This is a genomic window from Planococcus chinensis (assembly GCF_020071995.1).
Lineage (GTDB): Bacteria > Bacillota > Bacilli > Bacillales_A > Planococcaceae > Planococcus > Planococcus chinensis_A.
On record NZ_JABWTK010000004.1, the window covers coordinates 314,771 to 340,055 of the forward strand.

Annotated in this window: 20 protein-coding genes and 1 pseudogene; 18 read left to right on the forward strand and 3 right to left on the reverse strand. The window is 49.9% G+C overall.

From position 1 onward, the window contains the following. Positions 1-19: 19 nt before the first annotated feature. The 11 genes from HU147_RS09185 to HU147_RS09235 all read left to right on the forward strand — a co-directional run bounded on the left by HU147_RS09185 (position 20) and on the right by HU147_RS09235 (position 14,107). Complete coding sequence (locus HU147_RS09185) at positions 20-1,114, forward strand: Leu/Phe/Val dehydrogenase (protein WP_224075942.1); 1,095 nt, start codon at positions 20-22, stop codon at positions 1,112-1,114. Positions 1,115-1,472: 358 nt separating this feature from the next. Further along, a complete protein-coding gene (gene buk, locus HU147_RS09190) occupies positions 1,473-2,561 on the forward strand; it encodes a butyrate kinase (protein WP_224075943.1) in 1,089 nt (362 codons plus the stop codon). 21 nt (positions 2,562-2,582) lie between these two features. Then, positions 2,583-4,010, forward strand: coding sequence for a dihydrolipoyl dehydrogenase (lpdA, locus tag HU147_RS09195; RefSeq protein ID WP_224075944.1), 1,428 nt, complete (start codon positions 2,583-2,585; stop codon positions 4,008-4,010). A 13-nt stretch (positions 4,011-4,023) separates the two neighbouring features. After that, the gene (locus HU147_RS09200) at positions 4,024-5,025 is read left to right on the forward strand and encodes a thiamine pyrophosphate-dependent dehydrogenase E1 component subunit alpha (protein WP_224075945.1); all 1,002 of its coding nucleotides are present in this window, start codon (positions 4,024-4,026) and stop codon (positions 5,023-5,025) included. Further along, positions 5,025-6,008, forward strand: a complete 984-nt coding sequence (locus tag HU147_RS09205; RefSeq protein ID WP_036809219.1) for an alpha-ketoacid dehydrogenase subunit beta — start codon at positions 5,025-5,027, stop codon at positions 6,006-6,008. The genes HU147_RS09200 and HU147_RS09205 overlap by 1 nt, the downstream gene beginning before the upstream one ends. Before the next feature lie 190 nt (positions 6,009-6,198). Next, a complete protein-coding gene (locus tag HU147_RS09210) occupies positions 6,199-7,548 on the forward strand; it encodes a dihydrolipoamide acetyltransferase family protein (RefSeq protein WP_224075946.1) in 1,350 nt (449 codons plus the stop codon). A gap of 100 nt (positions 7,549-7,648) precedes the next feature. Beyond that, complete coding sequence (locus HU147_RS09215; protein WP_224075947.1) at positions 7,649-9,343, forward strand: methylmalonyl-CoA mutase family protein; 1,695 nt, start codon at positions 7,649-7,651, stop codon at positions 9,341-9,343. A 1-nt stretch (position 9,344) separates the two neighbouring features. Then, positions 9,345-11,492, forward strand: a complete 2,148-nt coding sequence (gene scpA / locus HU147_RS09220; RefSeq protein ID WP_220628955.1) for a methylmalonyl-CoA mutase — start codon at positions 9,345-9,347, stop codon at positions 11,490-11,492. Next, positions 11,492-12,559 carry a methylmalonyl Co-A mutase-associated GTPase MeaB gene (gene meaB / locus HU147_RS09225; RefSeq protein WP_224075948.1) on the forward strand — a complete coding sequence of 356 codons (1,068 nt, stop codon included), beginning with the start codon at positions 11,492-11,494 and terminating at the stop codon, positions 12,557-12,559. Before scpA ends, meaB begins: the two co-directional genes overlap by 1 nt. Before the next feature lie 65 nt (positions 12,560-12,624). Further along, positions 12,625-13,065: a BrxA/BrxB family bacilliredoxin gene (locus HU147_RS09230; protein WP_220628953.1), complete on the forward strand. Its 441-nt coding sequence runs from the start codon at positions 12,625-12,627 to the stop codon at positions 13,063-13,065. Positions 13,066-13,120: 55 nt separating this feature from the next. After that, positions 13,121-14,107, forward strand: a complete 987-nt coding sequence (locus HU147_RS09235) for an aromatic acid exporter family protein (RefSeq protein ID WP_224075949.1) — start codon at positions 13,121-13,123, stop codon at positions 14,105-14,107. Between the two features lie 36 nt (positions 14,108-14,143). On the opposite strand, the gene prli42 is transcribed toward HU147_RS09235, so the two are convergent. Then, on the reverse strand, positions 14,144-14,239 hold the full coding sequence (gene prli42 / locus HU147_RS09240) for a stressosome-associated protein Prli42 (protein WP_152911803.1): 96 nt from the start codon (positions 14,237-14,239) through the stop codon (positions 14,144-14,146). A 169-nt stretch (positions 14,240-14,408) separates the two neighbouring features. Between prli42 and mce the strand changes: the two genes are divergently transcribed. From mce to rnz, 5 genes and pseudogenes are all read left to right on the forward strand, one after another. After that, the gene (mce, locus tag HU147_RS09245; protein ID WP_224075950.1) at positions 14,409-14,807 is read left to right on the forward strand and encodes a methylmalonyl-CoA epimerase; all 399 of its coding nucleotides are present in this window, start codon (positions 14,409-14,411) and stop codon (positions 14,805-14,807) included. Between the two features lie 15 nt (positions 14,808-14,822). Continuing rightward, positions 14,823-16,365, forward strand: a pseudogene (locus HU147_RS09250) (acyl-CoA carboxylase subunit beta). 93 nt (positions 16,366-16,458) lie between these two features. Next, positions 16,459-17,574 (forward strand): M20/M25/M40 family metallo-hydrolase, encoded by a 1,116-nt coding sequence (locus tag HU147_RS09255; RefSeq protein ID WP_224075951.1) that lies wholly within the window; start codon positions 16,459-16,461, stop codon positions 17,572-17,574. A 179-nt stretch (positions 17,575-17,753) separates the two neighbouring features. Then, positions 17,754-18,995 (forward strand): DNA polymerase IV, encoded by a 1,242-nt coding sequence (locus HU147_RS09260; protein ID WP_224075987.1) that lies wholly within the window; start codon positions 17,754-17,756, stop codon positions 18,993-18,995. 7 nt (positions 18,996-19,002) lie between these two features. Then, entirely contained in the window at positions 19,003-19,962 is a 960-nt protein-coding gene (gene rnz / locus HU147_RS09265) for a ribonuclease Z (protein WP_224075952.1), read from the forward strand. Between the two features lie 643 nt (positions 19,963-20,605). Here rnz and namA read toward each other — a convergent pair. After that, positions 20,606-21,622 carry an NADPH dehydrogenase NamA gene (gene namA / locus HU147_RS09270; protein ID WP_224075953.1) on the reverse strand — a complete coding sequence of 339 codons (1,017 nt, stop codon included), beginning with the start codon at positions 21,620-21,622 and terminating at the stop codon, positions 20,606-20,608. 56 nt (positions 21,623-21,678) lie between these two features. Further along, the gene (gene proC / locus HU147_RS09275) at positions 21,679-22,482 is read right to left on the reverse strand and encodes a pyrroline-5-carboxylate reductase (RefSeq protein WP_224075954.1); all 804 of its coding nucleotides are present in this window, start codon (positions 22,480-22,482) and stop codon (positions 21,679-21,681) included. 744 nt (positions 22,483-23,226) lie between these two features. On the opposite strand from proC, the gene HU147_RS09280 reads away from it, so the two are divergent. Beyond that, the gene (locus HU147_RS09280; protein ID WP_224075955.1) at positions 23,227-24,177 is read left to right on the forward strand and encodes an MBL fold metallo-hydrolase; all 951 of its coding nucleotides are present in this window, start codon (positions 23,227-23,229) and stop codon (positions 24,175-24,177) included. Between the two features lie 104 nt (positions 24,178-24,281). Then, entirely contained in the window at positions 24,282-24,845 is a 564-nt protein-coding gene (locus HU147_RS09285; RefSeq protein ID WP_224075956.1) for a YobA family protein, read from the forward strand. Positions 24,846-25,285 lie beyond the last annotated feature (440 nt).

A 25,285-nucleotide genomic window follows, 5' to 3' on the forward strand; every position in this document is an offset into this window, starting at 1 on the left:
ATACTAGGAGGAACTAACAATGGCTATTTTTGACAAAATGGAACAACACGACTATGAGCAACTGGTTTTCTGCCAAGACAAAACTTCAGGACTTAAAGCGATTATCTGCATCCACGATACAACGCTTGGGCCAGCACTAGGCGGCACGCGCATGTGGAACTATGCAACAGAAGAAGAAGCGATTGAAGATGCGATCCGTTTAGGGCGCGGCATGACTTACAAGAATGCTGCAGCCGGCTTAAACCTTGGCGGCGGTAAAACCGTTATCATCGGAGATCCATTGAAAGACAAAAACGAAGAAATGTTCCGTGCTTTCGGCCGCTTTGTCCAAGGCTTAAACGGCCGTTACATCACAGCAGAAGACGTAGGCACAACAGTTGCTGACATGGACTTGATCCGTGAGGAAACTGATTTTGTGACAGGCGTATCACCAGCATTCGGCTCATCAGGAAACCCGTCTCCGGTAACGGCTTACGGCGTTTACAAAGGGATGAAAGCGGGAGCTTTGGAAGCATTCGGTGACGATTCACTTGAAGGCAAAACAGTTACAGTCCAAGGTGTCGGAAACGTAGCTTACACGCTATGCAAACACCTTCACGAAGAAGGCGCGAAATTAATCGTGTCCGATATCAACGAAGAAGCTGTTCAGCGTGCGGTAAATGATTTCGGAGCGGTGGCAGTGGCACCGGCTGATATTTACATGCAAGAAGCAGACATTTTCGCTCCATGTGCAATGGGTGCCATTATCAACGACGAAACGATTCCTCAGTTAAAAGTAAAATTGGTGGCAGGCTCTGCCAACAATCAGTTGAAAGAAGAACGCCACGGCGACGAACTAGAAGCACGCGGCATCGTCTACACACCTGACTTCGTTATCAACTCAGGCGGCGTAATCAACGTTGCTGACGAATTATACGGATACAACGAAGAACGTGCGTTGAAACGCGTAGGCACAATCTACGACAGTATCTCAAAAATCTTTGAAATCTCAAAACGCGACGGAATCCCAAGCTACAAAGCAGCAGACCGTTTGGCAGAAGAACGCATCGAACGCGTTGCCAAATCAAGAAGCTCTTTCCTTCGCAACGAACACAACATCATCAGCAGAAGATAGTCCAGAAAAGTGGAGTCGCCTGTCCAGTCCCGACAGGCGCTGGAGGGCTTGAAGGGAATGGCGTTCCTTTGCCATTGCCGGCAAGACCGAAGCGACCCGAGGGACTAGGCGGCGGAACTGGACACCATCGAAAAGCGGAAGCGCCTGTCCAGCTCTGATGGGCATAAGACAGACCAGCAAAGTGGCGCTCTTTGCCACACAGCTGGGCTGGCTTATGACCCGAAGAGCTAGGCGCTGCAGCTAGACAAGAAAAGCGGAGTCTCCTCAAAACCAGGCATTCAGCTCACATAAAGAACGCAGAAAGAGCCGGGAAACTGGCTTTTTCCGCTGAAAATGGAAAAAGAACGGAGGGTTCGCTGTGCAAGGACAGCTGCATCGTATTTTGGTCATTAACCCGGGTTCTACATCGACTAAGATCGGCGTTTTTGACAACGAAATCCTGATCATGGAACGGACGATTCACCATTCGGCTGAGTCTTTGGCTGATTTTCCAACGATTCCTGATCAATACCGTTTTCGGACACAAGCCATCCTGGAAACATTGGATGAAGAAGGCATGAATGTTTCCAAACTTTCCGCCGTGTGCGGGAGAGGCGGGCTGCTGCATCCCATCGAAGGCGGAACATACAAAGTCAATAAAACCATGCTCAAGGATTTGCGAAAAGGGATACTGGGCCAGCACGCTTCCAATCTTGGCGGCATCATCGCCTATGAAATTGCGGAAGGATTAAACATCCCTTCATTCATTGTAGATCCTGTGGTAGTTGATGAGCTTGACCCGATTGCCCGGATTTCGGGGTTGCCGTTGATTGAACGGAAATCAATTTTCCATGCGCTGAACCATAAAGCCGTAGCCCGGCGTTATGCCAAAGAAAAAGGGCGAGCCTATGAAGATGTGCGGCTGATTGTAGCCCATATGGGCGGCGGCATCACAGTCGGCGTGCATCTGAACGGGCGTGTCGTAGAAGTGAACAATGGACTTCATGGAGATGGCCCATTCAGTCCGGAACGGGCTGGCACGGTCCCGGCAGGCGATTTGGTGGAGCTCTGCTATTCAGGCAAGTACAGCCGGCAGGAAATCCTGAAAATGCTCATCAGGCAAGGCGGCCTTGCCGGTTACCTCGGCACCACCGACACAGTGAAAGTGGAAAAGCGCGTTCAAAAAGGCGATGCAACAGCCCAAAGCATCTATGAAGCGATGGCATACCAAGTGGCGCGGGAAATCGGTTCGGCCAGTACGGTTTTATGCGGCAAAGTAGACGCCATCATTTTGACGGGGCGTTTGGCTTACGGCAAAGAATTTACTGCATCGATTTCCGAACGCATCAACTGGATTGCGGATGTCCTGGTCATGCCCGGCGAAAACGAGCTTCAGGCTTTGGTCGAAGGAGCCGTTCGGGTATTAAATAAAGAAGAAAAAGCAAAAACATATACAGCACGAAAATGATTAAAAGGAGGTCGTCTTTAAATGGCACAAAATTATGATGTAGTCATCCTTGGCGGCGGAACCGGCGGCTATGTAGCAGCAATCCGTTCTGCCCAGCTCGGCTTAAAAACGGCAATCGTCGAAAAAGGCAATCTTGGCGGCACATGCCTTCATAAAGGATGCATTCCAAGCAAAGCGCTGCTGCGCAGTGCAGAAGTCTATTCGACAACGAAAAACCACGCGGCGGATTTCGGTGTAAACACCGGAGAAGTTTCACTCGATTTCTCTCGTGTGCAACAGCGGAAGCAAGGGATTGTGGACCAATTGCACGCAGGCGTTCAAGGCTTGATGAAAAAAGGCAAAATCGATGTTTACGAAGGAATTGGACGCATTTTAGGGCCTTCCATCTTTTCGCCGAATGCCGGCACCGTATCCGTAGAGATGGCTAACGGTGAAGAAAACGAAATGCTGATTCCGCATAACGTCATCATTGCGACCGGCTCCCGCCCTCGCACATTGCCAGGATTAACGATTGACGGAAACTTTGTCATGAGTTCTGACGAAGCGCTTCAAATGGAAGAACTTCCGAAGTCGATCTTGATTGTCGGCGGCGGCGTCATTGGCATCGAATGGGCTTCGATGCTCAATGATTTCGGTGTTGACGTAACGGTCATCGAATATGCTGATCGCATTATTCCAACAGAAGACAAAGACATTTCCAAAGAAATGCAGAAATTATTGACGAAAAAAGGCATCAAATTTGCAACGAGCGCCAAAGTTTTGGCAGACACTCTTGAAACAGGCGAGGGCGGCGTGTCGATTCAGGCAGAGCTGAAAGCTGGGACAGAAACTTTTAGTGCTGAAAAAATGCTGGTATCGGTCGGACGCCAGGCGAATGTTGAAAATATCGGTTTGGAAAACACCGACATCATCGTTGAAAAAGGGTTTATTCAAGTAAAAGATTCGTTTCAGACGAAAGAATCCCATATTTATGCCATCGGCGATGTGATCGGCGGGCTGCAATTGGCGCACGTTGCTTCGCATGAAGGGATTACGGCAGTCGAACATATTAAAGGCAACAAGCCGCATGCCATCAATTACGATTTGGTTTCGCGCTGCATCTATTCAAGTCCGGAAGCGTCAAGCGTCGGCATTACAGAACAGCAGGCAAAAGATAAAGGCTTTGACGTCAAAGTAGGCAAATTCTCATTCAAAGCGATCGGCAAAGCGTTAGTTTACGGAGAGTCTGACGGTTTTGTCAAAATCATCGCAGACAAAGAAACAAACGATATTCTCGGGGTCCATATGATCGGGCCGCATGTAACGGATATGATTTCAGAAGCGGGCCTTGCCATGGTGCTGGATGCAACGCCGTGGGAAATCGCCGATACGATCCATCCGCATCCGACGCTTTCCGAAGTGATGGGTGAAGCGGCTCTGGCAGTAGACGGCAAAGCGATTCATAGTTAAAGGAGGAATTTCAATGGTTGCAAAACACGAAGAAGTTGGCTTGACCAGCGAAGATTTGCTGAAAATTTACGAGACGATGCTAACGGCGCGCCGCGTCGATGAGCGCATGTGGCTCCTCAACCGTGCAGGTAAAATTCCATTTGTCATTTCTTGCCAAGGGCAGGAAGCGGCACAAGTTGGAGCTGCTTATGCACTGGATAACACGAAAGACTATGTCGCTCCTTATTACCGTGATCTTGGCGTAGTCCTTCATTTTGGCATGACGCCAAAAGATTTGATGCTGTCGGCTTTTGCCAAAGCGGAAGATCCAAACTCCGGCGGCCGCCAAATGCCAGGGCATTTCGGACAGAAGAAAAACCGCATTTTGACGGGTTCTTCGCCGGTTACAACACAGCTTCCTCACGCAGTTGGGGTTGCCCTAGCAGGCAAAATGAAGAAACAGGATTTCATCACGTTTAACACATTGGGTGAAGGGTCATCCAACCAAGGGGACTTCCATGAGGGATTGAACTTTGCGGGCGTCCATAAATTGCCGGTCATCACAATGGTTGAAAACAATAAATACGCGATTTCCGTTCCTTTTGACCGCCAAGTGGCGAGCAAGAACGTTTCGGACCGGGCCATCGGATACGGCATGCCGGGTGTGACAATTGACGGGAACGATCCGATTGAAGTCTACAAACACGTAAAAGAAGCAGCTGACCGCGCACGCCGCGGCGAAGGGCCGAGCCTGATTGAGACGGTTTCCGAACGGATGACCGCCCACTCATCGGATGATGACCACCGCCAGTACCGTTCTGCTGATGAATTGGCAGCGCAAAAAGAAAAAGATCCGATCTTGACTTTCGGCGCTTATTTGAAAGAGCACAACATCATGGACGATCAGCTTGAAAAAGAAATCAACGACCGCATCATGACGATTGTCAACGAAGCGACCGATTATGCGGAAAACGCTGCATATGCTGAACCGGAACATGCTTTGAAATACGTCTACGCTGAAGGAGGAAACGAATAATGGCAGTTATGAACTATATTGACGCCATCACGCTTGCCATGAAAGAAGAAATGGAGCGTGACGAAAACGTTTTTGTTCTTGGAGAAGACGTTGGGAAAAAAGGCGGCGTATTTAAAGCGACACAAGGGTTATACGACCAATTCGGAGAAGACCGTGTAGTTGATACGCCGCTTGCGGAATCTGCAATTGCAGGCGTCGGCATCGGTGCAGCGATGTACGGCCTTCGACCGATTGCGGAATTCCAGTTTGCGGACTTTATCATGCCGGCAGTCAACCAGATCATTTCGGAAGCTTCTCGCATCCGTTACCGTTCAAACAACGACTGGTCTTGCCCGATTGTTTTCCGTGCACCATTCGGCGGCGGCGTCCACGGCGCTTTGTACCACTCCCAATCAGTGGAAGCGGTATTCGCCAACCAGCCGGGGCTTAAAATCGTCATTCCCTCCACCCCTTACGATGCAAAAGGCTTGTTAAAAGCGGCAATCCGCGATGAAGATCCGGTGATGTTTTTCGAACATAAACGCGCTTACCGCCTGATCAAAGGGGAAGTGCCGGAAGAAGATTACACCATCGAAATCGGCAAAGCGGACGTGAAACGCGAAGGCGACGACATCACGGTCATCACTTACGGACTGGCTGTGCATTTCGCGCTTCAAGCGGCAGAACGCCTTGCAGAAGACGGCATTTCAGCACACGTTTTGGATCTTCGTACGATTTATCCATTGGATAAAGAAGCGATCATCGAAGCTGCCAAAAAAACCGGCAAAGTTCTTCTGGTAACAGAAGACAACAAAGAAGGAAGCATCATCGGCGAAGTGGCAGCAATTATCGCTGAAAACTGCCTGTTCGACCTGGATGCGCCGATCCGCCGTTTGGCAGGACCGGACGTTCCGGCAATGGCTTATGCTCCAACAATGGAAAAATACTTCATGATCAATCCGGACAAAGTAGAAAAAGCAATGCGGGAACTAGCAGAGTTTTAAGACAAGAAAAGCGGAGTCGCCTGTCCAGTCCCGACAGGCGCTGGAGGGCTTGAAGGAAATGGCGTTCCTTTGCCATTGCCGGCAAGACCGAAGCGACCCGAGGGACTAGGCGACGAAGCTGGACAACAAGAAAAGCGGAGTCGCCACATACGCTCCACAGTACGATAAAAGCAGTTAAGGAGGAATCCCTTTGGCTATTGAAAATATAAAAATGCCTCAGCTAGGCGAAAGTGTGACGGAAGGAACGATTGAAAAATGGCTCGTTCAGCCCGGTGACCACGTCAATAAGTACGATCCTTTGGCGGAAGTCAACACCGATAAAGTAACAGCGGAAGTGCCATCTTCCTTTACCGGCACCATTAAAGAATTAATTGCTGCAGAAGGCGAAACACTGGCAGTAGGCGAAATCGTCTGCACGATCGAAACCGAAGGCGGCGACTCAGCTCCGGCAGAAGAAGCTGAAGCACAGCCTGCCAATATTGGTAAAGAAAACGTTATGCCTGCTGATGATACAAAACCGACATCCGGATTGAGCGGAACGAAAGGCTCTTCCCAGCCGGCACGTCCGGAAGGATCAAAAGCGCGCTATTCACCAGCTGTTTTGCGGCTTGCACAAGACAACGACATTGATCTTGCACAAGTACAGGGCACGGGCAATGAAGGGCGCATTACGCGCAAAGATTTGCTGGTGTTGATTGAAAGCGGCAATATCCCGAAAGCGGGAGATGCGCCGGCAGCGAAGCAGGAAGCTCCGACACCGCAAACAGAAGCACCTAAAGCGCAGCCCGCACCGACATCGGCTCCTGCTGCAAAATCAGCACCGATTGAAAGCGCTCCTGGCGATATCGAAATTCCGGTTACCGGTGTGCGCCGTGCAATTGCAGCCAATATGCTGAAGAGCAAGCACGAAGCGCCGCATGCCTGGATGATGATCGAAGTGGATGTAACGGACCTGGTTTCCTACCGTGATTCCATCAAAGGCGACTTCAAGAAAAAAGAAGGGTTCAATATTACGTATTTCGCGTTCTTCGTGAAAGCCGTATCCCAAGCTTTGAAAGAATTCCCGATGATGAACTCGATGTGGGCTGGAGATAAAATCATCCAGAAAAAAGACATCAACATTTCGATTGCTGTCGCTTCGGACAATGCCTTGTTCGTGCCGGTCATCCGAAACTCGGACGAAAAGTCGGTTAAAGGAATCGGCCGCGATATCAATGAGCTGGCATTAAAAGCCCGCAACGGGAAATTGGGTTCTGCGGATATGCAAGGCGGGACGTTTACGGTCAACAACACCGGCTCGTTCGGTTCTATCCAGTCGATGGGCATCATCAACCATCCGCAAGCAGCAATCCTGCAAGTAGAGTCCATCGTGAAGCGTCCGGTGATCATGGCTAACGGCATGATGGCAGCACGCGACATGGTCAACTTGTGTTTATCGCTTGACCACCGCGTACTTGACGGGCTTGTTTGTGGACAATTCCTCGGCCGCGTCAAAGAAATACTTGAGAATATGAACAAAGAAAATACATCCGTTTATTGACGGATTGCTGGGGGTCTTCGGACTTCCAGCTTTTTTTTTCTTTAATGTGAGCGGTTACTCAGGTAAAATGGGAAGAGATATCCTTTAAGGAGGGAACAGCTTGACAATAGAATCGATGAAAAAGACTCAATTTTCGGAACGTACCTACGAAGAATGGCAGGCAGCTGCTGAAAAAGCGCTCAAAGGAAAACCGTTCGAAAAAACTTTGAAAACACCCACTATTGAAGGAATCACACTCGAGCCGCTTTATACGAAAGAAATGCTGGACCGCCTCGACACCTTTGTTTTCGATCAGACAAAAGCTGTGCAAAACGGCAAACGGCTTCCAGGGTGGTTTGTGGCCCAGGAAACCCATGCCGCAACTGTCAGTGATTATTTGGAAGCGATCAAAGATGACTTGAAGCGCGGCAATGAAATGATTGTCTATCTCAGCTATCAGAACTTGGAATGGACGGATGCCGAACTGAAAGAACTGGCAGAACTAATCATCCATTATCCGCTGTATTTCCGTTTGGGATCTGATGACAACGGCATTCTCCGCGTCTTCGATTTTATCGAAGAAGAACAGATGGGGCATGTGCAAGGTGTTATTTTTTCTGAAACAGAAGTGAATGCACCGAAAAAAGTCCGTACACAATTGATCGATACTGTGCCTGTACATAATGCCGGTGGAACGATTGTCCATGAATTAGGGGTGGCACTCAGCATTCTGGCGGAGAAGATGGACCGCGGCAATTTCGATGCCCAGGCAGAAGACCTGTGGGTGCGTTTTGCGGTTGATACGCAATTCTTTCAGGAAATCGCCAAACTGCGTGCTTTCCGTGTTCTTTGGAACGCGTTCTGCTCGGCTTACGGAAAAGAAGCGCCGACCATTCCGGTTTTCACCGAAACGTCGGTGCGCTCTTATTCAAAACTGGATCCTTACGTGAATTTGCTGCGTGCCGGTAATGCCACGTTTTCAGCGGTCCTTGGCGGCACAAATGCGCATACGGTTCACCCGCATGACTTTTTGACGGTGCCTGATGCACAGAGCCGCCGGATTGCACGCAATGTGCAATTGGTCATTAAAGAAGAAACCCATGTATCGCATGTACTTGATGCAGCGGCCGGGTCTTACTTTATTGAAACCTTGACAAAAGAATTCGTTGATGCGGCATGGAGTTATTTCCTGGAGATTGAAGCAGCCGGCGGTTATTCCGAAGTTATCAAGTCGGGCTGGCTGACGGACGATATTCAGGCCAAATGGGTGGAACGCAAAGAAAAAGTCGCCACCCGGGAAAATTCCTTGATCGGCACGAATATCTATGCCAATCCGCAAGAACCGGTCAAAGAAGGGCAAGTGGCCGAGAGCCATTTGGTTTATATGTCTGCCAAACGCCTAGCCTCGCCGTTTGAAAAACTGCGTGCACAAAGCAAAGAAAAACTTTTGAAAGCGGCTGTTTTGCATGTGGCGCCATTAAAAACAGTGAAAGCCCAATCGGACTTTGTCCAAGGCTTTTTGGCCGTAGGCGGCATCGAACCGCTTGTCAGCCCGGAACTTTCGAGTGCTGAAGAAGTCAACCGGTTCCTCGAGTACAACGCCATCGACTACGCTGTCCTATGCGGACCAAAAGAAGTGTTCGAAAACATCATTCCTGCTTTGGATACAACTGCCACTATTGATGTTGCAGGCAAATACGGAAAAGACGATTTAAACCGCTGGGAAGAATTCGGCGTAACGGATGCCATTTTCTCCGGCAAACACATCACCTCAAAGCTGGAACAAATTCTTAGCCTTGGAAAGGAGGCCATTTGATATGGGAAGACCGGATTTCAGTAAAGTGGATTTGCAGAAATTAAAAATCAATCAAGACGTGGCCATCCACGAGGAAGTTTTTGAAACGAACGAAGGAATACCGGTTAAGCCGGCTTATTCCCAAGAGGACATCGCGGATTTGCAGGAAAGCCACCCTGGATTTGCTCCGAACGTGCGTGGGCCTTACCCGACGATGTATGTATCGCGGCCATGGACCGTCCGCCAATATGCCGGATTCTCAACAGCAGAAGAAAGCAACGCATTTTACCGCCGGAACTTGGCAATGGGCCAAAAAGGGCTTTCGGTCGCTTTTGACCTGGCTACGCACCGCGGCTATGATTCCGATCATCCACGCGTAGTAGGTGATGTCGGAAAAGCGGGCGTCGCCATCGACAGCGTCGAAGACATGAAAATCCTGTTTGACGGCATTCCGCTTGACCAGATGTCCGTATCGATGACGATGAACGGGGCAGTCGTGCCGATCATGGCGTTCTTCATCGTGGCAGCAGAAGAACAAGGCGTCGGACCGGAGCAGCTGGCCGGAACGATCCAGAACGATATTCTGAAAGAATACATGGTGCGGAATACGTATATTTATCCGCCGGCGATGTCCATGCAGATCATCGCGGATATTTTCAAGTACACATCCACCAAAATGCCGAAATTCAACTCAATTTCCATTTCGGGCTATCATATCCAGGAAGCGGGAGCCACAGCGGATATCGAACTGGCGTATACATTGGCTGACGGGCTTGAATACGTCCGCACCGGGCTGGCAGCAGGCATCGATATTGATTCGTTTGCACCGCGTTTGTCATTCTTCTGGGGAATCGGCATGAACTATTTCATGGAAATCGCCAAAATGCGCGCAGGTCGTGAAATTTGGGCGAAAATGATGAAATCGTTCGATCCGAAAAACAGCAAGTCTCTTGCACTTCGTACGCATTCGCAGACATCCGGCTGGAGTTTGACCGAACAAGATCCGTTCAATAACGTAACCCGTACATTGATTGAGGCAAATGCAGCGGCAATGGGCCATACCCAGTCGCTCCACACCAATGCCCTTGATGAAGCGATCGCTTTGCCGACAGATTTCTCTGCCCGCATCGCACGCAATACGCAGTTGTTCCTGCAGGAAGAAACGATGATGACCAAAGTGATCGACCCTTGGGGCGGTTCGTACTACGTCGAAAAACTGACGCAGGAATTGATGGAAAAAGCCTGGCAGCTGATCGAAGAAGTCGAAGAACTTGGCGGCATGGCCAAAGCGATTGAGACCGGCCTTCCGAAAATGCGCATCGAAGAAGCAGCAGCGAAAAAGCAAGCGCAAATCGATTCCAATGAAGAAGTGATTATCGGCGTCAACCGCTACCGTTTGGACGAAGAAGATCCGATTGATATTTTGAATATCGACAATACCATTGTGCGAAAAACACAGATTGAACGCATTGAGCGGATGAAAGCTTCCCGCGACAACGACAAAGTCCAGGAAGCATTAACCCGATTGACGGCGGCTGCGCAAAGCGGCGACGAAAACATTTTAGAATGTGCTGTTGATGCTGCGCGCCTGCGTGCTACTCTTGGCGAAATTTCCGATGCGATCGAAGCAGCGTCCGGAAGACATAAGGCGGTGATCCGTTCCGTGAGCGGCGTATACAGTTCGAACTTCTCGAACCAGCAGGAAATCGAAGTTGTCAAAGAAATGACCGAGGACTTTATTGAAAATGAAGGGCGCCGTCCGCGTATCCTGATTGCGAAAATGGGGCAGGATGGCCATGACCGCGGCGCGAAAGTCATTGCGACTGCATTCGCCGACCTTGGCTTTGATGTGGATATCGGCCCGTTGTTCCAGACGCCGGCAGAAACAGCGCAGCAGGCAGTTGAAAATGATGTGCACGTCATTGGCGTCAGTTCCCTGGCGGCAGGCCATATGACGCTTGTGCCGGACTTATGGGCAGAACTGAAGAAAATTGGACGCGAAGATATCTTAATCGTCGTCGGCGGCGTTATTCCGGCACAGGATTATGAGTTCCTGCGCACAAACGGAGCGAGCGCCATCTTCGGGCCAGGTACCGTGATTCCTGTGGCAGCGCAAAAAGTGATTGAAGAAATTTATGTGCGCCTTGGATACGAGGAAGTGGCCGACTGATGGACCGCGAAACAGGGACTCGCCGGGTAATGGAGGGGGTCAAAGCTGCCCATGACGGAATGATGGCCTCGCCGCGGAAACGATTCAAAAAACCGCAGGACAACCCTTTCGATTACGACAACATGGCCGAAGGGGTCCGGAGCGGTTCGCGCCTTCATTTAGGAAAAGCGATTACGCTTCTTGAAAGCTCGAATCCGGAGCATAAAAAACATGGCCAGGAGCTGTTGAACCGCTTGCTCCCCCATACCGGAAACTCGGTGCGCATCGGCATCACGGGTGTCCCGGGGGCAGGCAAAAGCACATTCATCGAGACGTTCGGCGAAATGCTGACGGCGCTTGGGCACCGTGTGGCAGTCCTTGCCATCGATCCGAGTTCTTCGATCACCGGCGGCAGCATCCTGGGCGACAAAACGCGCATGGAAAGCCTGGCGCGCAATCCCAAAGCGTTTATCCGGCCATCGCCGACGGCTGGTACGCTCGGCGGTGTCCATAAAAAGACCCGTGAAACAATGCTGCTCTGCGAAGCGGCCGGCTATGATATCATCTTGGTCGAAACGGTGGGAGTCGGGCAAAGCGAAACGCTCGTCCGCGGCATGGTTGACATATTTATGCTGCTGGTGCTCACCGGCGCCGGGGACGAACTGCAGGGCATGAAAAAAGGGATTTTGGAGCTGGCGGACGCCATCATTGTCCATAAAGCGGATAGCCACAATGCCGAACTTGCCAAAAAGACAGTGCGCGAATATAAACAGATCCTGCATTTCCTGCAGCGGGCGACTGAGGGCTGGAAAACGCAGGCCTTGCCTGCTTCTTCTCTTGAAGGAACCGGCATTTCGGAAATCTGGGATATGGTCAAAGACTTCGAAAGCACGGTCAAAGGCAGCGGCTACTGGAAAAAACGCCGGCAGAACCAAACAAAAGACTGGTTCAATTCCATGATTACGGACGAATTGCTGAGCCGTTTTTACGGCGATGCCGAGCGCCGGAAGCAAGTGGGCACACTTGAACAGAAAGTGCTTCAGGATCAGCTGACGGTGGCGCAAGCCATTGCGGAATTGTTCGAGTAAGCTTTTTTGCATGTCTTTTCAACTCCTGCTATGATTAATGAAGGAAATGATAAGGAGTGATAGAAATGGCAATGGATTTTAATTTTCTTATGAATGATATTACGAAGCAGGCACGCCAGGAAATGGTGGACGCTGGCTATACAGAATTGACAACACCTGAAGACGTGAAGGAAGTTTTTGCTCAGCCAGGCACTAGCCTCGTCATGATCAACTCGGTATGCGGATGCGCAGGCGGCATCGCCCGTCCGGCAGCCGTACATTCCGTGCATTACGACAAACGCCCTGACCGCCTGTTGACGGTATTTGCAGGACAGGATAAAGAAGCGACAGCACAGGCACGCGCAATTTTTGGCGAAGACCATCTTCCGTCATCTCCATCGTTTGTTCTTTTGAAAGATGGCAAAGTGGCAGATGAAATTGGGCGCCATGAAATTGAAGGCCATGATCCGATGTCCGTAATTACGCACATCCAAGAGTTGTTTGAAGAGCATTGCAAGGAAATCTAAAACGAATGCCCCTCAAAAAGGGGCATTTTTTTATGCCGGCGAAAAGGAGCAGAACATGAAACTGAAACGATTTTCTATTGGCTACCGGACAATGAAAACCGCTGCAGGTGTAGCGATCGCAATTTCCCTGGCGCAATTTTTCAATTTGGATTATTATGTGTCTGCCGGGATTTTGACGATTTTGTGCATTCAGCCGACGAAAAAGAAATCCATCCGCGCTGCATTCTCTCGCTTTGTTGCAAGTTTGATCGGCATCGCCTTTGCATTCGTCTTTTTGGAAAGCATTGCTTATCACCCGCTTCTGATCGGGCTGATGATTCTGGTGTTTATCCCGGTGCTGGTCTCCCTGAAGTTTTCAGACGGGTTTGTGTCCAGTTCGGTCATCTTGCTGCATATTTACGATTCGAAAAACCTGACGCTGGATTTGTTCTTCAATGAATTGTCTTTGATGGCCGTCGGCTTCGGAACAGCACTGGCAGTCAATATGTACATGCCGAGCATCGAAGGGAAACTCAATATGTACCGCTATGAGATTGAATCGCTGTATTCCTCCATCTTCCAGGAAATTTCGATTTTCCTGCGGCAAGGAGAGTCGAACTGGGACGGCAAAGAATTGACCCAGAGCGCTGAATTGTTGAAAAAAGCGAAAGCGCTGGCTTATCAGGATGTTGAAAACCACGTGACCCGTCTCGAAAATAAGTACTATCATTATTTCGACATGCGGGAGCAGCAGCTTGAAATCATCGAGCGCATCCTGCCGAAAATTACGGCGCTGCCCGTCATTGTCGGCCATTCGCATCTGGTGGCTGATTTTCTGGAAGATTTGGCAAGCCATGTCCATTCCGGCAATACGGCTTACCGCTATATCAGCAAATTGCAAGCTGTGAAAGACGACTTTGCCGGTATGCCGCTGCCTGACAGCCACGAAAAATTCCTGGCGATGGCGGCGCTTTACCAAGTAATCGAAGAAATGGAATCGTATTTGGAGATCAAATCGTCCTATAAAGGCTTCACCAATAAAAAGACAGCTGAAGTCGGATGATTTCAGCTGTCTTTTTGTGTATTCGATTCTTGCATATTAGATGACAAAGCTTAGTCCCATCATTAAAGTGGACAACAGCATGATGCCAATCATCGCATAGACGATAAACTTACGGAATGCAGGGTTGTTCATGAACGCAATGCTCCTTTATTCTCCAGAATGGCTTTTAAGAAATAATACCATAAACCGAGACGGATTTGTAGCTCTACGTTCTGCCGTTTTCCAAATATTCAAGTAGCCCCTTTAGTTTTAGCAACGGAATGGGTACAATAAAAGAGAACTTAAAAAAGGAAGTGAGAAAATGAAAAAAGTCGACCATATTGGAATCGCTGTACGCAGCATTGATGAAGTCCTTACATACTATACTGAAACTCTAGGCTGTCCATTGTTGAAAATTGAAGAAGTGGCATCCCAAAAGGTAAAAGTGGCTTTTATTGATGCCGGCAATATCAAACTCGAATTGCTCGAACCGCTGGATGATACAGGCGCCGTTGCGAAGTTTATCGAAAAACGGGGAGTAGGCATCCATCACATCGCTTTCGGAGTAGAAAACATCGAGCAGCGCATGACAGAGCTGCGCGACAAAGGCGTCCAGCTTTTGAGCGAGCATGCAGGTCCAGGGGCAGGTGGGGCAATGGTTGCCTTTTTGCATCCGAAGTCATCAAACGGAGTATTATACGAACTTTGTGAAAAGCAATGATTGAGGAGTGGAGAAATGGACATTTACGAAAGAATCAATGAGTTGTATGACCGCAAACGTGAAATCGAGCTTGGAGGCGGCGAAGCACGCATCGACAAGCAGCATGAAAAAGGCAAGCTGACTGCCCGTGAACGCATCGAACTATTAGTGGATGAAGGTTCTTTTGTCGAGTTGAGCCCGTTCGTGGAACACCGCACTACCGATTTTGGGATGGGTGCAGGGCCGGGTGAAGGGGTTGTAACCGGTTACGGCAAAGTGAACGGACGTCCAATTTATTTGTTCTCCCAGGACTTCACGGTATTTGGCGGAGCACTCGGCGAAATGCATGCCCAAAAAATTGCGAACGTTATGGATTTGGCGGCGAAAAACGGGGCACCATTCATCGGTTTGAACGATTCCGGCGGAGCACGCATCCAGGAAGGCGTGTTGTCGCTTGATGGATACGGCCATATTTTCTACCGGAATTCCATCTATTCCGGCGTAATTCCACAAATTTCCGTCATCATGGGTCCATCAGCGGGCGGCGCAGTGTATTCGCCGGCCATCACGGATTTTGTTTTCATGGTCGACAAGACGAGCCAGATGTTCATCACAGGTCCTAAAGTCATTGAAACGGTGACAGGCGAAAAAATTTCATCTGAAGATTTAGGTGGATCGAAAGTACATACAGCAATTAGCGGAAACGCTCATTTCCGTTCGGATTCCGAACAGGACGTATTGCAGATGGTGCGCCGTTTGATCAGCTACCTTCCGCAAAATAACCAAGAAATGCCGCCGCGGCTTGAAGTGGACAAAGAAGACGATTACCGTCCGGATCTTGCTGATATCGTTCCTTACGAAGCGATCCGGCCGTACGATGTCCGCAAAGTTGTGGAGCAAGTGGTCGATGCCGATAGTTTCATGGAAGTCCAGCCGGAGTTTGCCCGCAATATCGTCGTCGGGCTAGCTCGCATCAAAGGCGAAACGGTCGGCTTGGTGTGCAACCAGCCGAAAGTGATGGCCGGCGGGCTTGATATCGACTCATCAGACAAAGCGGCCCGTTTTATCCGCTTCTGCGATTCGTTCAATATTCCGTTGATCACTTTTGAAGACGTTACCGGATTCTTCCCGGGCATCAAGCAGGAACACGGCGGCATCATCCGCCACGGCGCGAAAATCCTCTATGCGTATTCAGAAGCAACCGTGCCGAAAATGACGGTCATTCTGCGCAAAGCATACGGCGGCGCCTATGTCGCATTAAACTCCAAATCAATCGGCGCTGACTTGGTATACTCATGGCCGAACGCTGAAATTGCGGTTATGGGGCCACAAGGCGCTGCGAACATCATTTTCGCCCGTGAAATTGCAGCAAGCGACAATCCGGAAGAAACGCGTGCAGCGAAAATCGAGGAATACCGTGAGAAATTCGCCAACCCATACGTGGCAGCAGCACGCGGCATGGTCGATGACGTCATCGATCCGCGGGAAACACGCGTCAAATTGATTCAGGCGCTTGAAATGATGCGCAATAAAAAAGATACACGCCCAGCGAAAAAAACACGGCAATATGCCTTTATAAAGAACAACTTCAATCAGCGGGGGCTTTGTTTCCCGCTGATTGTTCATTGATTTAACCGGGCGCACAAGCCCAAAAAGAAAGAGGTCCTAATTTATGAAAAAAGATCGGCTGTTAAACGAATTCCTTGAATTGGTGCAAATCGATTCTGAAACGAAAAATGAAGCAGAAATTGCCGGTGTGCTGAAAGAAAAGTTGAGCGAACTTGGGTTTTACGTTCAAGAAGATGATTCCTCAACACGTACGGGCCACGGCGCCAACAACTTGATTGCCACACTGCGCGGAACGGCTGCAGATGTACCGGCCATTTATTTCACTGTCCATATGGATACAGTGGTTCCGGGCAAAGGCGTCAAGCCGGAAATCCGCGACGGCTATGTGTATTCAGACGGCACGACGATTCTGGGTGCAGACGACAAAGCCGGCATCGCCGCGTTGTTTGAAATGATCCGCAGCGTGCAGGAACAGCAAATCGAACACGGCGATATCCAGCTGGTCATCACAGCGGGTGAAGAAAGCGGCTTGGTGGGAGCGAAAGAAATGGATTCTTCCTTGCTGTTCGCCAAATACGGCTACGCTGTAGACAGCGACGGCAAAGTCGGCGGCATCGTTACATCGGCGCCGTACCAGGCGAAATTGTGGACGACCATCTACGGCAAGACAGCCCATGCCGGTGTGGCTCCTGAGAAAGGCGTTTCAGCAATTACCATTGCAGCAAAAGCGATCGCGAAAATGACGCTTGGGCGCATTGATGAGGAAACGACTGCCAATATCGGCCGTTTTGAAGGCGGACAAGCGACAAACATCGTCTGCGACGAAGTGCATATCCTGTCAGAAGCGCGCTCCATCAAAGAAGACAAGCTGGCGTCCCAAACGGCGCATATGGAATCTGTTTTTGAAGAAGTGGCCGAACAAATGGGAGGGCGTGCGGAAACAGAAGTCAAACTGATGTATCCGGGCTTCCATTTTGACGAAAATGAACGCGTCGTCGAAATCGCTAAAAAAGCCGCAGCCAATATCAATCGCCCAGCACCGATTTTGATGAGCGGCGGCGGCAGTGATGCCAATATTTTCAACGGCCACGGCGTACCAACGGTCAATCTTTGTGTCGGCTACGAAGAAATCCACACAAAAAAAGAACGCATGCCGATCGAAGAGCTCGAAAAACTGGCAGAAATGCTTGTTGAAATCGTGAAGGAATCAGCACTTTAATAGAATGATGAGAAAACCGCAACTGCAGCCGGGAAAGCCGGCGGCAGCTGCGTTTTTTTTATGGGCAGTAATGTATGTGGGCCGTATGGGTTGGAACCGCTATTCTGAAAATACGGGGCAGCAAGCATCCGCGCTTTTCATGTGGTAAACTGGAAGAAAACGAAAGTGAAGCGATCCGCATGGCTGGCCGAGTGATTTTCCATATAGATATGAATAGTTTTTACGCCTCGGTCGAGCAGTCGCATGACCCGAGCCTGAAAGGGAAAGCCATTGCAATTGCAGGCAATCCGAAAGAGCGGCGCGGCATCATCGTGACGTGTTCTTACGAAGCGCGGGCGCACGGCATCTACACTACGATGCAGGTGCATGAAGCGAAGCGGAAGTACCCGGAACTGATCTTGCTGCCGCCGAACTTCGAGCGCTACCGGGCCGCTTCAAAAGCGATGTTCGAGATTTTGCGTTCGTATACCGATCTGGTTGAACCGGTATCGATTGATGAGGGCTATGTCGATGTGACGGAACTTGCGAAAGAGCGCCACGCGTTGTCGATTGCGGAAGAAATCCAGCAGCGCATGAAATCGGAACTCGATTTGCCATGTTCAATCGGCATTGCGCCGAATAAGTTTTTGGCCAAAACGGCATCCGATATGAAAAAGCCGATGGGCATTACAGTATTGCGGAAACGCGACATCCAGGAAAAATTATGGCCGCTGGAAGTCATTGAAATGCATGGCATCGGCGAAAGCACTGCAGCGAAATTAAAACGCTTGTCGATCGAGACCATCGGGGATTTGGCGACTGCCAATACCGGCCTCATCAAGGAAAAAATGGGCAAGAACGGATTGCGGCTCCAAAACCGGGCGAATGGCATCGATGACCGGATTGTAGATCCCGAGTCCATTTACGACACGAAAAGCGTCGGCACGTCCACCACGCTGCCGGTCGATGAAACGGATGAAGAGCAGTTGAAGGTGATTTTCCGCCAGTTGAGTGCAAAAGTGGCCAACCGGCTGGAAGCCAAGGAACTGGCAGGGCCGACCGTCAGCATCCAGACCCGCAGTTCGGAATGGCAAAACCACACCCGCAGCATCACCTTGAAAAATACCGTCTGGAAAAGCGACGATATTTTCCGCCACGCCTGGCAATTGTTCACGAAAAACTGGAACGGGGAACCGCTCCGGCTGGTCGGGGTCACGGTATCGAACGTCAAGGACAAAGGCGATATGACCGAGCAGCTGTCAATTTTCAATTTTCAGGAGCATGCCAAAGAAGAGCCGATTTTGGATTTGATGTCCAAACTGGAATCGAAATTCGGCAAAAACGTCCTGGTCCGCGGCGCAAAATACAAGAAGACCTCTTATGATTCGAAAACCAGCTTCAGCAAAGATTTTCTTGACGATCACGACCACAATAGAAAGTAGGGACTTTATGCAGTTATTATTTCTTGGTACAGGGGCAGGCATGCCATCCAAACAGCGCAATACGAGTGCGCTTGCCCTGAAACTGCTGGAAGAGCGCGGGACAGTCTGGCTATTTGACTGCGGAGAAGCGACCCAGCATCAGATTCTACATACCACCGTAAAACCCCGCAAAATCGAAAAGATTTTCATCACCCATTTGCACGGCGACCACATTTTCGGTTTGCCCGGCCTGCTCGGTTCCCGGTCGTTCCAAGGAGGAGACGAACCGCTGGAAATATACGGTCCAACAGGCATCAAAGAGTTTGTGGAAACCTTCCTCCGCATTAGCCGGACGCATTTGACGTATGACATCCTGTTCTATGAACAACTGGAGGGCGTCATTTTCGAAGACGAAAGCATGAAGGTGGAAGCGGCGTTGCTTGACCACGTCATTCCGTCGCACGGCTTCCGCATTACGCAAAAGCCTTTGCTGCCGAAATTGAATATGGAGCGCGCCACTTCTCTCGGCGTGCCGAAAGGGCCGCTGCTCGCCAAATTAAAAGGCGGGGAAGATGTCGTGCTTGAAGATGGAACAGCAATTAAAAGTGCGGATGTCACTGAACCTGCCCAGCCGGGATTCATTGTCACCATACTTGGCGATACGCGTTATTGCGAAGCCGCCGTTGCGTTAAGCCGAAATGCTGATGTTGTTGTACACGAAGCCACTTTTGATGCAGAAACGCAAAAACTGGCAAAGGACTACGGCCATTCCACGATACTGGATGCCGCAAAAACGGCAAGCCGGGCTGGTGCGAAGACGTTGATTGCCAATCACATCAGCGCACGCTTCTTGCCGGAAGATGAAAAAATACTGATTGCCCAAGTGAAAGACGTGCATCCCCGGACATGGATCGCCCGTGATTTTGCGGAGTACGAATGGCACCAGCAGTCACACGAATTAAAGAAAAAATTGGAAAACCATCGCTGAACGATGGTTTTTTCTGGATTTTAAAAGTTTTTAATGGAAATAATAGAACGAACGTTCTATTTGTGATAAAATAAAGGTACAGCTGCATGAGGACGGTTTGGCCATTCCCGGAGAAAGGGGGTGGTGACATGACTATTTCAGAATCATTTGCTCTCGTTTTTACGAGCATTGGACTCACGATCAGTGCAGTGACTTTGGTCGTTTCCATGATTTTGGCCATGAACGAAAAAAAATAACCGTCCCTTGTGGTAGAGGAATGACGGTTATTTTCAAAGCCTAGTTTTCCAGCCAACCGCTCACGCGCGGCATGCAGCTGGCCGAATGCTTCGGCATTCGGTTTTTTTACGCTAATTTCAGTATACTAAACCCGTTCGGATTTTTAAACACTTTTTGTTCTGAAAATACAGAAATAATAGAACATATGTTCTTATTGTGCTAAAATAAATATACAGCTGCAGGCGAGGGACTTGGCTATAGACAAAGAAAATAACCGTCCCTTGTGGTAGAGGAATGACGGTTATTTTCAAAGCCAAGATTTCCAGCCAACCGCCCATGGTGCGGCATGCAGCTGGCCGAATGCTCCGGCATTCGGTTTTTTTACGTTACTTTCAGTATACTAAATTCCAGGGATTTTGCAACTGCCTTATATCCAGCCGCGCTTATAGGGGGTAGGCGCTTCAATATCGGCATTCAGCTCTTTTGCGGCCGTATAAGCCCAGTAAGGGTCACGAAGCAGTTCACGCGCCAGGAAGATCATATCCGAACGGTCGTTTTGCAAAATTTCTTCTGCATGCAACGGGCTCGTGATCAAGCCGACCGCTCCTGTAGCAATCGGTGTGCCGTTTTTGATGGTTTCCGCATACTGCACTTGATAGCCCGGGTAGACAGAAATCTGAGCCGGCACAAGTGCTCCGGAACTGACATCAATCAAGTCTACGCCCTGTTGTTTCATCCATTGCGCCATTTCCACGTATTGCTCCGGCGTCATGCCGCCTTCGGTATGATCCGTTGCTGAAATGCGGACAAATAACGGGCCGTCCCATACTTCGTTGACGGCGTCGATTACTTCGCGCAGGATGCGGTATCGATTTTCCGCAGATCCTCCGTATTCGTCGGTGCGTTTATTGGAAAGCGGCGACAGGAACTGATTGATTAAGTAGCCATGCGCCGCATGGATTTCAATCACATCAAAGCCCGCTTCTTTGGACCGTCTTGCGCCTTCTTTGAAGGCCTGGACGGTTTCTTCGATTTCTTCTGCCGTCATGGCATGCGGCGTCTGGTATTTTTCATTAAAAGCAATCGCGCTAGGTGCCTGGATCGGCTCTTCCAAATCCGCTTTGCGGCCGGCATGCGCCAATTGGATGCCTGTTTTGGCGCCATTTTGCTTCATCAGCCGGACAATCTCCGCAAGCCCTTCAATATGGCTGTCATTCCAGATGCCCAAGTCTCTTGTGGAAATTCGCCCTTGCGGCTGGACAGCCGTCGCTTCCACGATGATCAGTCCGATTTGCCCGACAGCACGCGTCGGATAATGCACGCGGTGCCAATCGGTCACTTGTCCGTCTTCTTGATCGCTTTGATACATACACATCGGTGCCATGACGATGCGGTTTTTGAAAGTGGTATTTTTAATGGTCAGTGGTTCAAATAATTTAGCCAATACAAATTCCTCCCCTTTATTTCCAAACGAGTCGATAACTAGTATAGCAGAAGGAATTATTCGAATTCGCGTCCCAAGGCTTGGGAACGGCTAGCCGCTTGGTCTACGCATTCTCCGATGATGCGTTTGAAGTCGTTTTTCTCCAGAGAAGCGATTCCAGCTGCGGTGGTGCCGTTCGGGCTGGTTACTTTTTCCCGCAATTCTTTAAAATCTGCATGCTGCAGCATGTCGGCGGCGCCGGAAATGGTATGGCGCACGAGTTTGGTGGCGTCTTCGAGCGACAACCCGCTATTGACTCCGGCTTCGGTCATCGCTTCTGCAAAATAATAGACGAAAGCCGGGCCGCTGCCGGCAATAGCTGTCACGGCATCGAGCTGGCTTTCCTGGACGACGGTGACACTGCCGATCGAAGAAAGCAGATCGCGCAATTCGTACTGCTGGTCCAACGTCACTTGTTTGCTCCAGGCGACGCCGGTCGCCGACTTGCCGATTTTTGCGGATGTGTTCGGCATGGCGCGGGCAACCGGCAAATCGCCGACCAGCTTTTGAATGGTCTGGATTGAGACACCGGCAACAACTGACAAGATGACCGTGCCGGGAGATAAGTGTTCCTGAATGCCGCCCAGCGCAGCATTGACATCTTTCGGTTTCATGGCCAGCAGAATAAAATCGGCGTTTTCCAGTTCCGTTTTTTCTTTTTGGACAATATTGACCCCGTACTCATCCCGCAAAAATTCCAGACGTTCAACATCTGATTTGTTCATTACGGAAATATTCCTTGGACTTAGTATGCGTTTATTGATCCAGCCGTGGATCATGGACTCCGCCATGGATCCGGCTCCTACACAAACGATATTCATTGCGATCACTTCCTTTTTTTTTCTGTAATCGGATGGATTGGATTCTGTGGTTCTTATGTATTTGGCGGGCGTGGAGCATTGGATTTTAATGGCTCGTTTCGCATTTCGAGGCCCAGCCCTTCAAGTCCGCTTCCGTATTTCATTGTCTAGCCACCGGCGGCCAGCCCCTCGAGGTCGCTTCAGGCTTACCTGCGATGGCAAAAAGCGCCATCGCCTGCAAGCCTTCCAGCGCTTGTCGGGGCTATACGGCTGCCTACGCTTTTCCGTTGTCTAGACTCCGGTGCCCAGCTCCTCGGGTCATAAGCCGCTCCGGCTGTGCGGCTGAAAACATGCCGCTTCGCCAATCCGTCTTATGCCTGTCGAATCTAAACGGCCGTTTCCGTTTTTCCACAAAAAAAGCGCATTCGTCCCTGCTTTGCAAGGACGAAAACGCTTGGTTTCCGCGGTACCACCTAAGTTTGCCGGCGAGCGGCACTTCTCGAGCTCTTTATCGCAGAGATACGGCCGTGTTTGCACGGCAGCTCGAAAGCAGGTTCGAGAAGGGAGAGGGGATGCGCGTTTCAGCTAGAGCGCACTCTCTTGGCACCATCACCTTCTGTACTGGTCTTTTTCTTCGCCTGTCTATATTACCTGCATTATAGAGGGAGTCTCAATTGTTTGTCAAATGCTCTTTGGTGCGTGACGAAACAGGAAAATATCGGTATGATAGGTGAATAGCGATTCAGTTTCAAGGGAGATGGAGAAATGACTTTACATAAGATAATTATACCGACGCCTTTTGCAGTCGGCGACGTCAATTCCTATTTGATTAAAGGAGATATGCTGACATTGATTGATGCCGGTCCGAAAACACCGGAAGCATGGCTTGCGCTAAAGGCGGGGCTGAAGGAAGCCCATGTGGAACCGGAAGATGTGGAGCAGGTTGTGCTGACGCATCACCATCCGGACCATGCCGGCTGGGTTGACGGTTTTGACAATGCCAAATTGTATGGCCATCCCTATAACGATTTATGGTTGAGGCGCGACCAGGCCTTTCTTGATTACCACGATGCTTTTTACCTTGAACGCCTGAAAGAAGAAGGCGTTCCGGAAGAGCTGTGGTTTTGGGTCAAGAAAATGAAACGGCCGTTGAATCTGATGGGCAGCCGGCCGCTGGATATGTCGATTAATGAAGGCGATGCTTTGCCGGGGCATGAAGAATGGCATGCGATGGAAACACTTGGCCATGCACAAAGCCATTTGTCGTTTTGGAATCCGGAAAGCAAAGAAATGATCGGCGGCGACCACGTGATCGCCAAAGTGTCTTCGAATCCGCTGATTGAGCCTCCGCTTGATCCTGCTGATGGCCGTCCGAAATCGTTGCTTCAATACAATGCTTCGTTGGGGCGTTTATTGAAAATGCCGATCGATGTGATTTACAGCGGACATGGCGATGAAGTGCGGAATGTCCATGAACTGGTCGCAGGGCGTTTAGAAAAGCAGCATCAGCGTGCGATGAAAGTGCTCGATATGCTGGGGAGCGGGGAAGAACAGACCGTGTACGACTTGACGAAGCAGCTGTTTCCATATGCGTATGAAAAAGAGCTGGGGCTGACCTTGTCTGAAACGATTGGACAAATCGATTATTTGCTGGAAGACGGTTTAATCACAGAACGGCTGGATGATTCGGGGATTTTCCGGTATTCGAAAGTCTGAACAGTTTTTATTGCACCAAGGACTTTCAGCGGTTAAAATGAACCTGTTGGACTTTTCAAAAAATGCATAAAGACAGCGAAGATTAAAGCGAAAAGGAATGGGTTATGTTGAAAAAATTAAGCATCTTGATGGCAAGCCTGCTATTTTTGGCTGCATGTTCTGATGACAAGGCCGCTGAGCCTGTTGCAGACAAGCCAAACGAACAGCAAGCAGCAACTGCCGAACAACAGCAGGAAATGTCTGAGGAAGGGTTCATCACACAAGTGACGCAGGAGAACCAGATCCTTGTGAACAATATTTATTTCACCATCCCGAAAGATGTAAAGGTCCAGTTTGATAATGGCACCGAAACGACCGAAGGGGTCATCAGTGATATCAGAACCGGCATGAAAGTCAGCATCGATTATAAAGGGCCGCTCGGCGAAACCTTTCCAATGGAAGGCGAAGCGCAAACCGTTTCTATTTTGAACGATGAAGAGTCTGCGGAGCAATCCGAAGCGCTTGTCGCTTATATAGAAGGAGAACAATTGTCGAGCCTGGTCATACTGGGCCAGCCGATCGTCCGGGACAATGAAATCGGATTCCTGTTCAATAATATGATAGACGGGGAAATGACGGAAGTGCGCATCAACATGGATACACATGAATATACAGTCGGTGGAGAGTAAAAGCAGCTAGCGCTGTTTCAGACTGTATACAAAGTAAATGAAGACAAATGCATTAACCCACCGGACCGGCCACTTCGCTTTCCGTGGGCTCAGCTTCAGCCTCCTCGTCGCTTTGAAAACCCGCTGCTCCTGCATCGCTGCGCTAGCTTCGTCGCAAAGACATGACCTCACTGCATTCGGCCAATGTCTTGCCTGCGGGGTCTTCAGCTTTCACTGTTCCACAGGAGTCTGCGTGGCCGGACCGGTTGGGGCGTCTCTCTTTGATTCGATCCTGAATGTGAATCGGGTCGAAGTTTAAACAATTATCTTATGAGAATAAGCGACGTCTCTGGATAGTCTTCATGTTCAGAATCCGGAGTGGAAGCCGGCGACTCTAGCGGGATAGCGAAGTGCCGAAATCCACTCGGGACGTAAGTTCCGAGTTAGTTCGGCGCGAGCCC

Bases quoted from the DNA above. Each gene is read 5' to 3' on its own strand.
- lpdA (WP_224075944.1), top strand. From the start codon at position 2,583: ATGGCACAAAATTATGATGTAGTCATCCTTGGCGGCGGAACCGGCGGC.
- HU147_RS09260 (WP_224075987.1), top strand. From the start codon at position 17,754: ATGGCTGGCCGAGTGATTTTCCATATAGATATGAATAGTTTTTACGCC.
- HU147_RS09255 (WP_224075951.1), top strand. From the start codon at position 16,459: ATGAAAAAAGATCGGCTGTTAAACGAATTCCTTGAATTGGTGCAAATC.
- prli42 (WP_152911803.1), bottom strand. From the start codon at position 14,239: ATGAACAACCCTGCATTCCGTAAGTTTATCGTCTATGCGATGATTGGC.
- proC (WP_224075954.1), bottom strand. From the start codon at position 22,482: ATGAATATCGTTTGTGTAGGAGCCGGATCCATGGCGGAGTCCATGATC.
- HU147_RS09235 (WP_224075949.1), top strand. From the start codon at position 13,121: ATGAAACTGAAACGATTTTCTATTGGCTACCGGACAATGAAAACCGCT.
- mce (WP_224075950.1), top strand. From the start codon at position 14,409: ATGAAAAAAGTCGACCATATTGGAATCGCTGTACGCAGCATTGATGAA.
- meaB (WP_224075948.1), top strand. From the start codon at position 11,492: ATGGACCGCGAAACAGGGACTCGCCGGGTAATGGAGGGGGTCAAAGCT.
- HU147_RS09285 (WP_224075956.1), top strand. From the start codon at position 24,282: ATGTTGAAAAAATTAAGCATCTTGATGGCAAGCCTGCTATTTTTGGCT.
- scpA (WP_220628955.1), top strand. From the start codon at position 9,345: ATGGGAAGACCGGATTTCAGTAAAGTGGATTTGCAGAAATTAAAAATC.
- rnz (WP_224075952.1), top strand. From the start codon at position 19,003: ATGCAGTTATTATTTCTTGGTACAGGGGCAGGCATGCCATCCAAACAG.
- HU147_RS09205 (WP_036809219.1), top strand. From the start codon at position 5,025: ATGGCAGTTATGAACTATATTGACGCCATCACGCTTGCCATGAAAGAA.
- HU147_RS09185 (WP_224075942.1), top strand. From the start codon at position 20: ATGGCTATTTTTGACAAAATGGAACAACACGACTATGAGCAACTGGTT.
- HU147_RS09230 (WP_220628953.1), top strand. From the start codon at position 12,625: ATGGCAATGGATTTTAATTTTCTTATGAATGATATTACGAAGCAGGCA.
- HU147_RS09280 (WP_224075955.1), top strand. From the start codon at position 23,227: ATGACTTTACATAAGATAATTATACCGACGCCTTTTGCAGTCGGCGAC.
- HU147_RS09200 (WP_224075945.1), top strand. From the start codon at position 4,024: ATGGTTGCAAAACACGAAGAAGTTGGCTTGACCAGCGAAGATTTGCTG.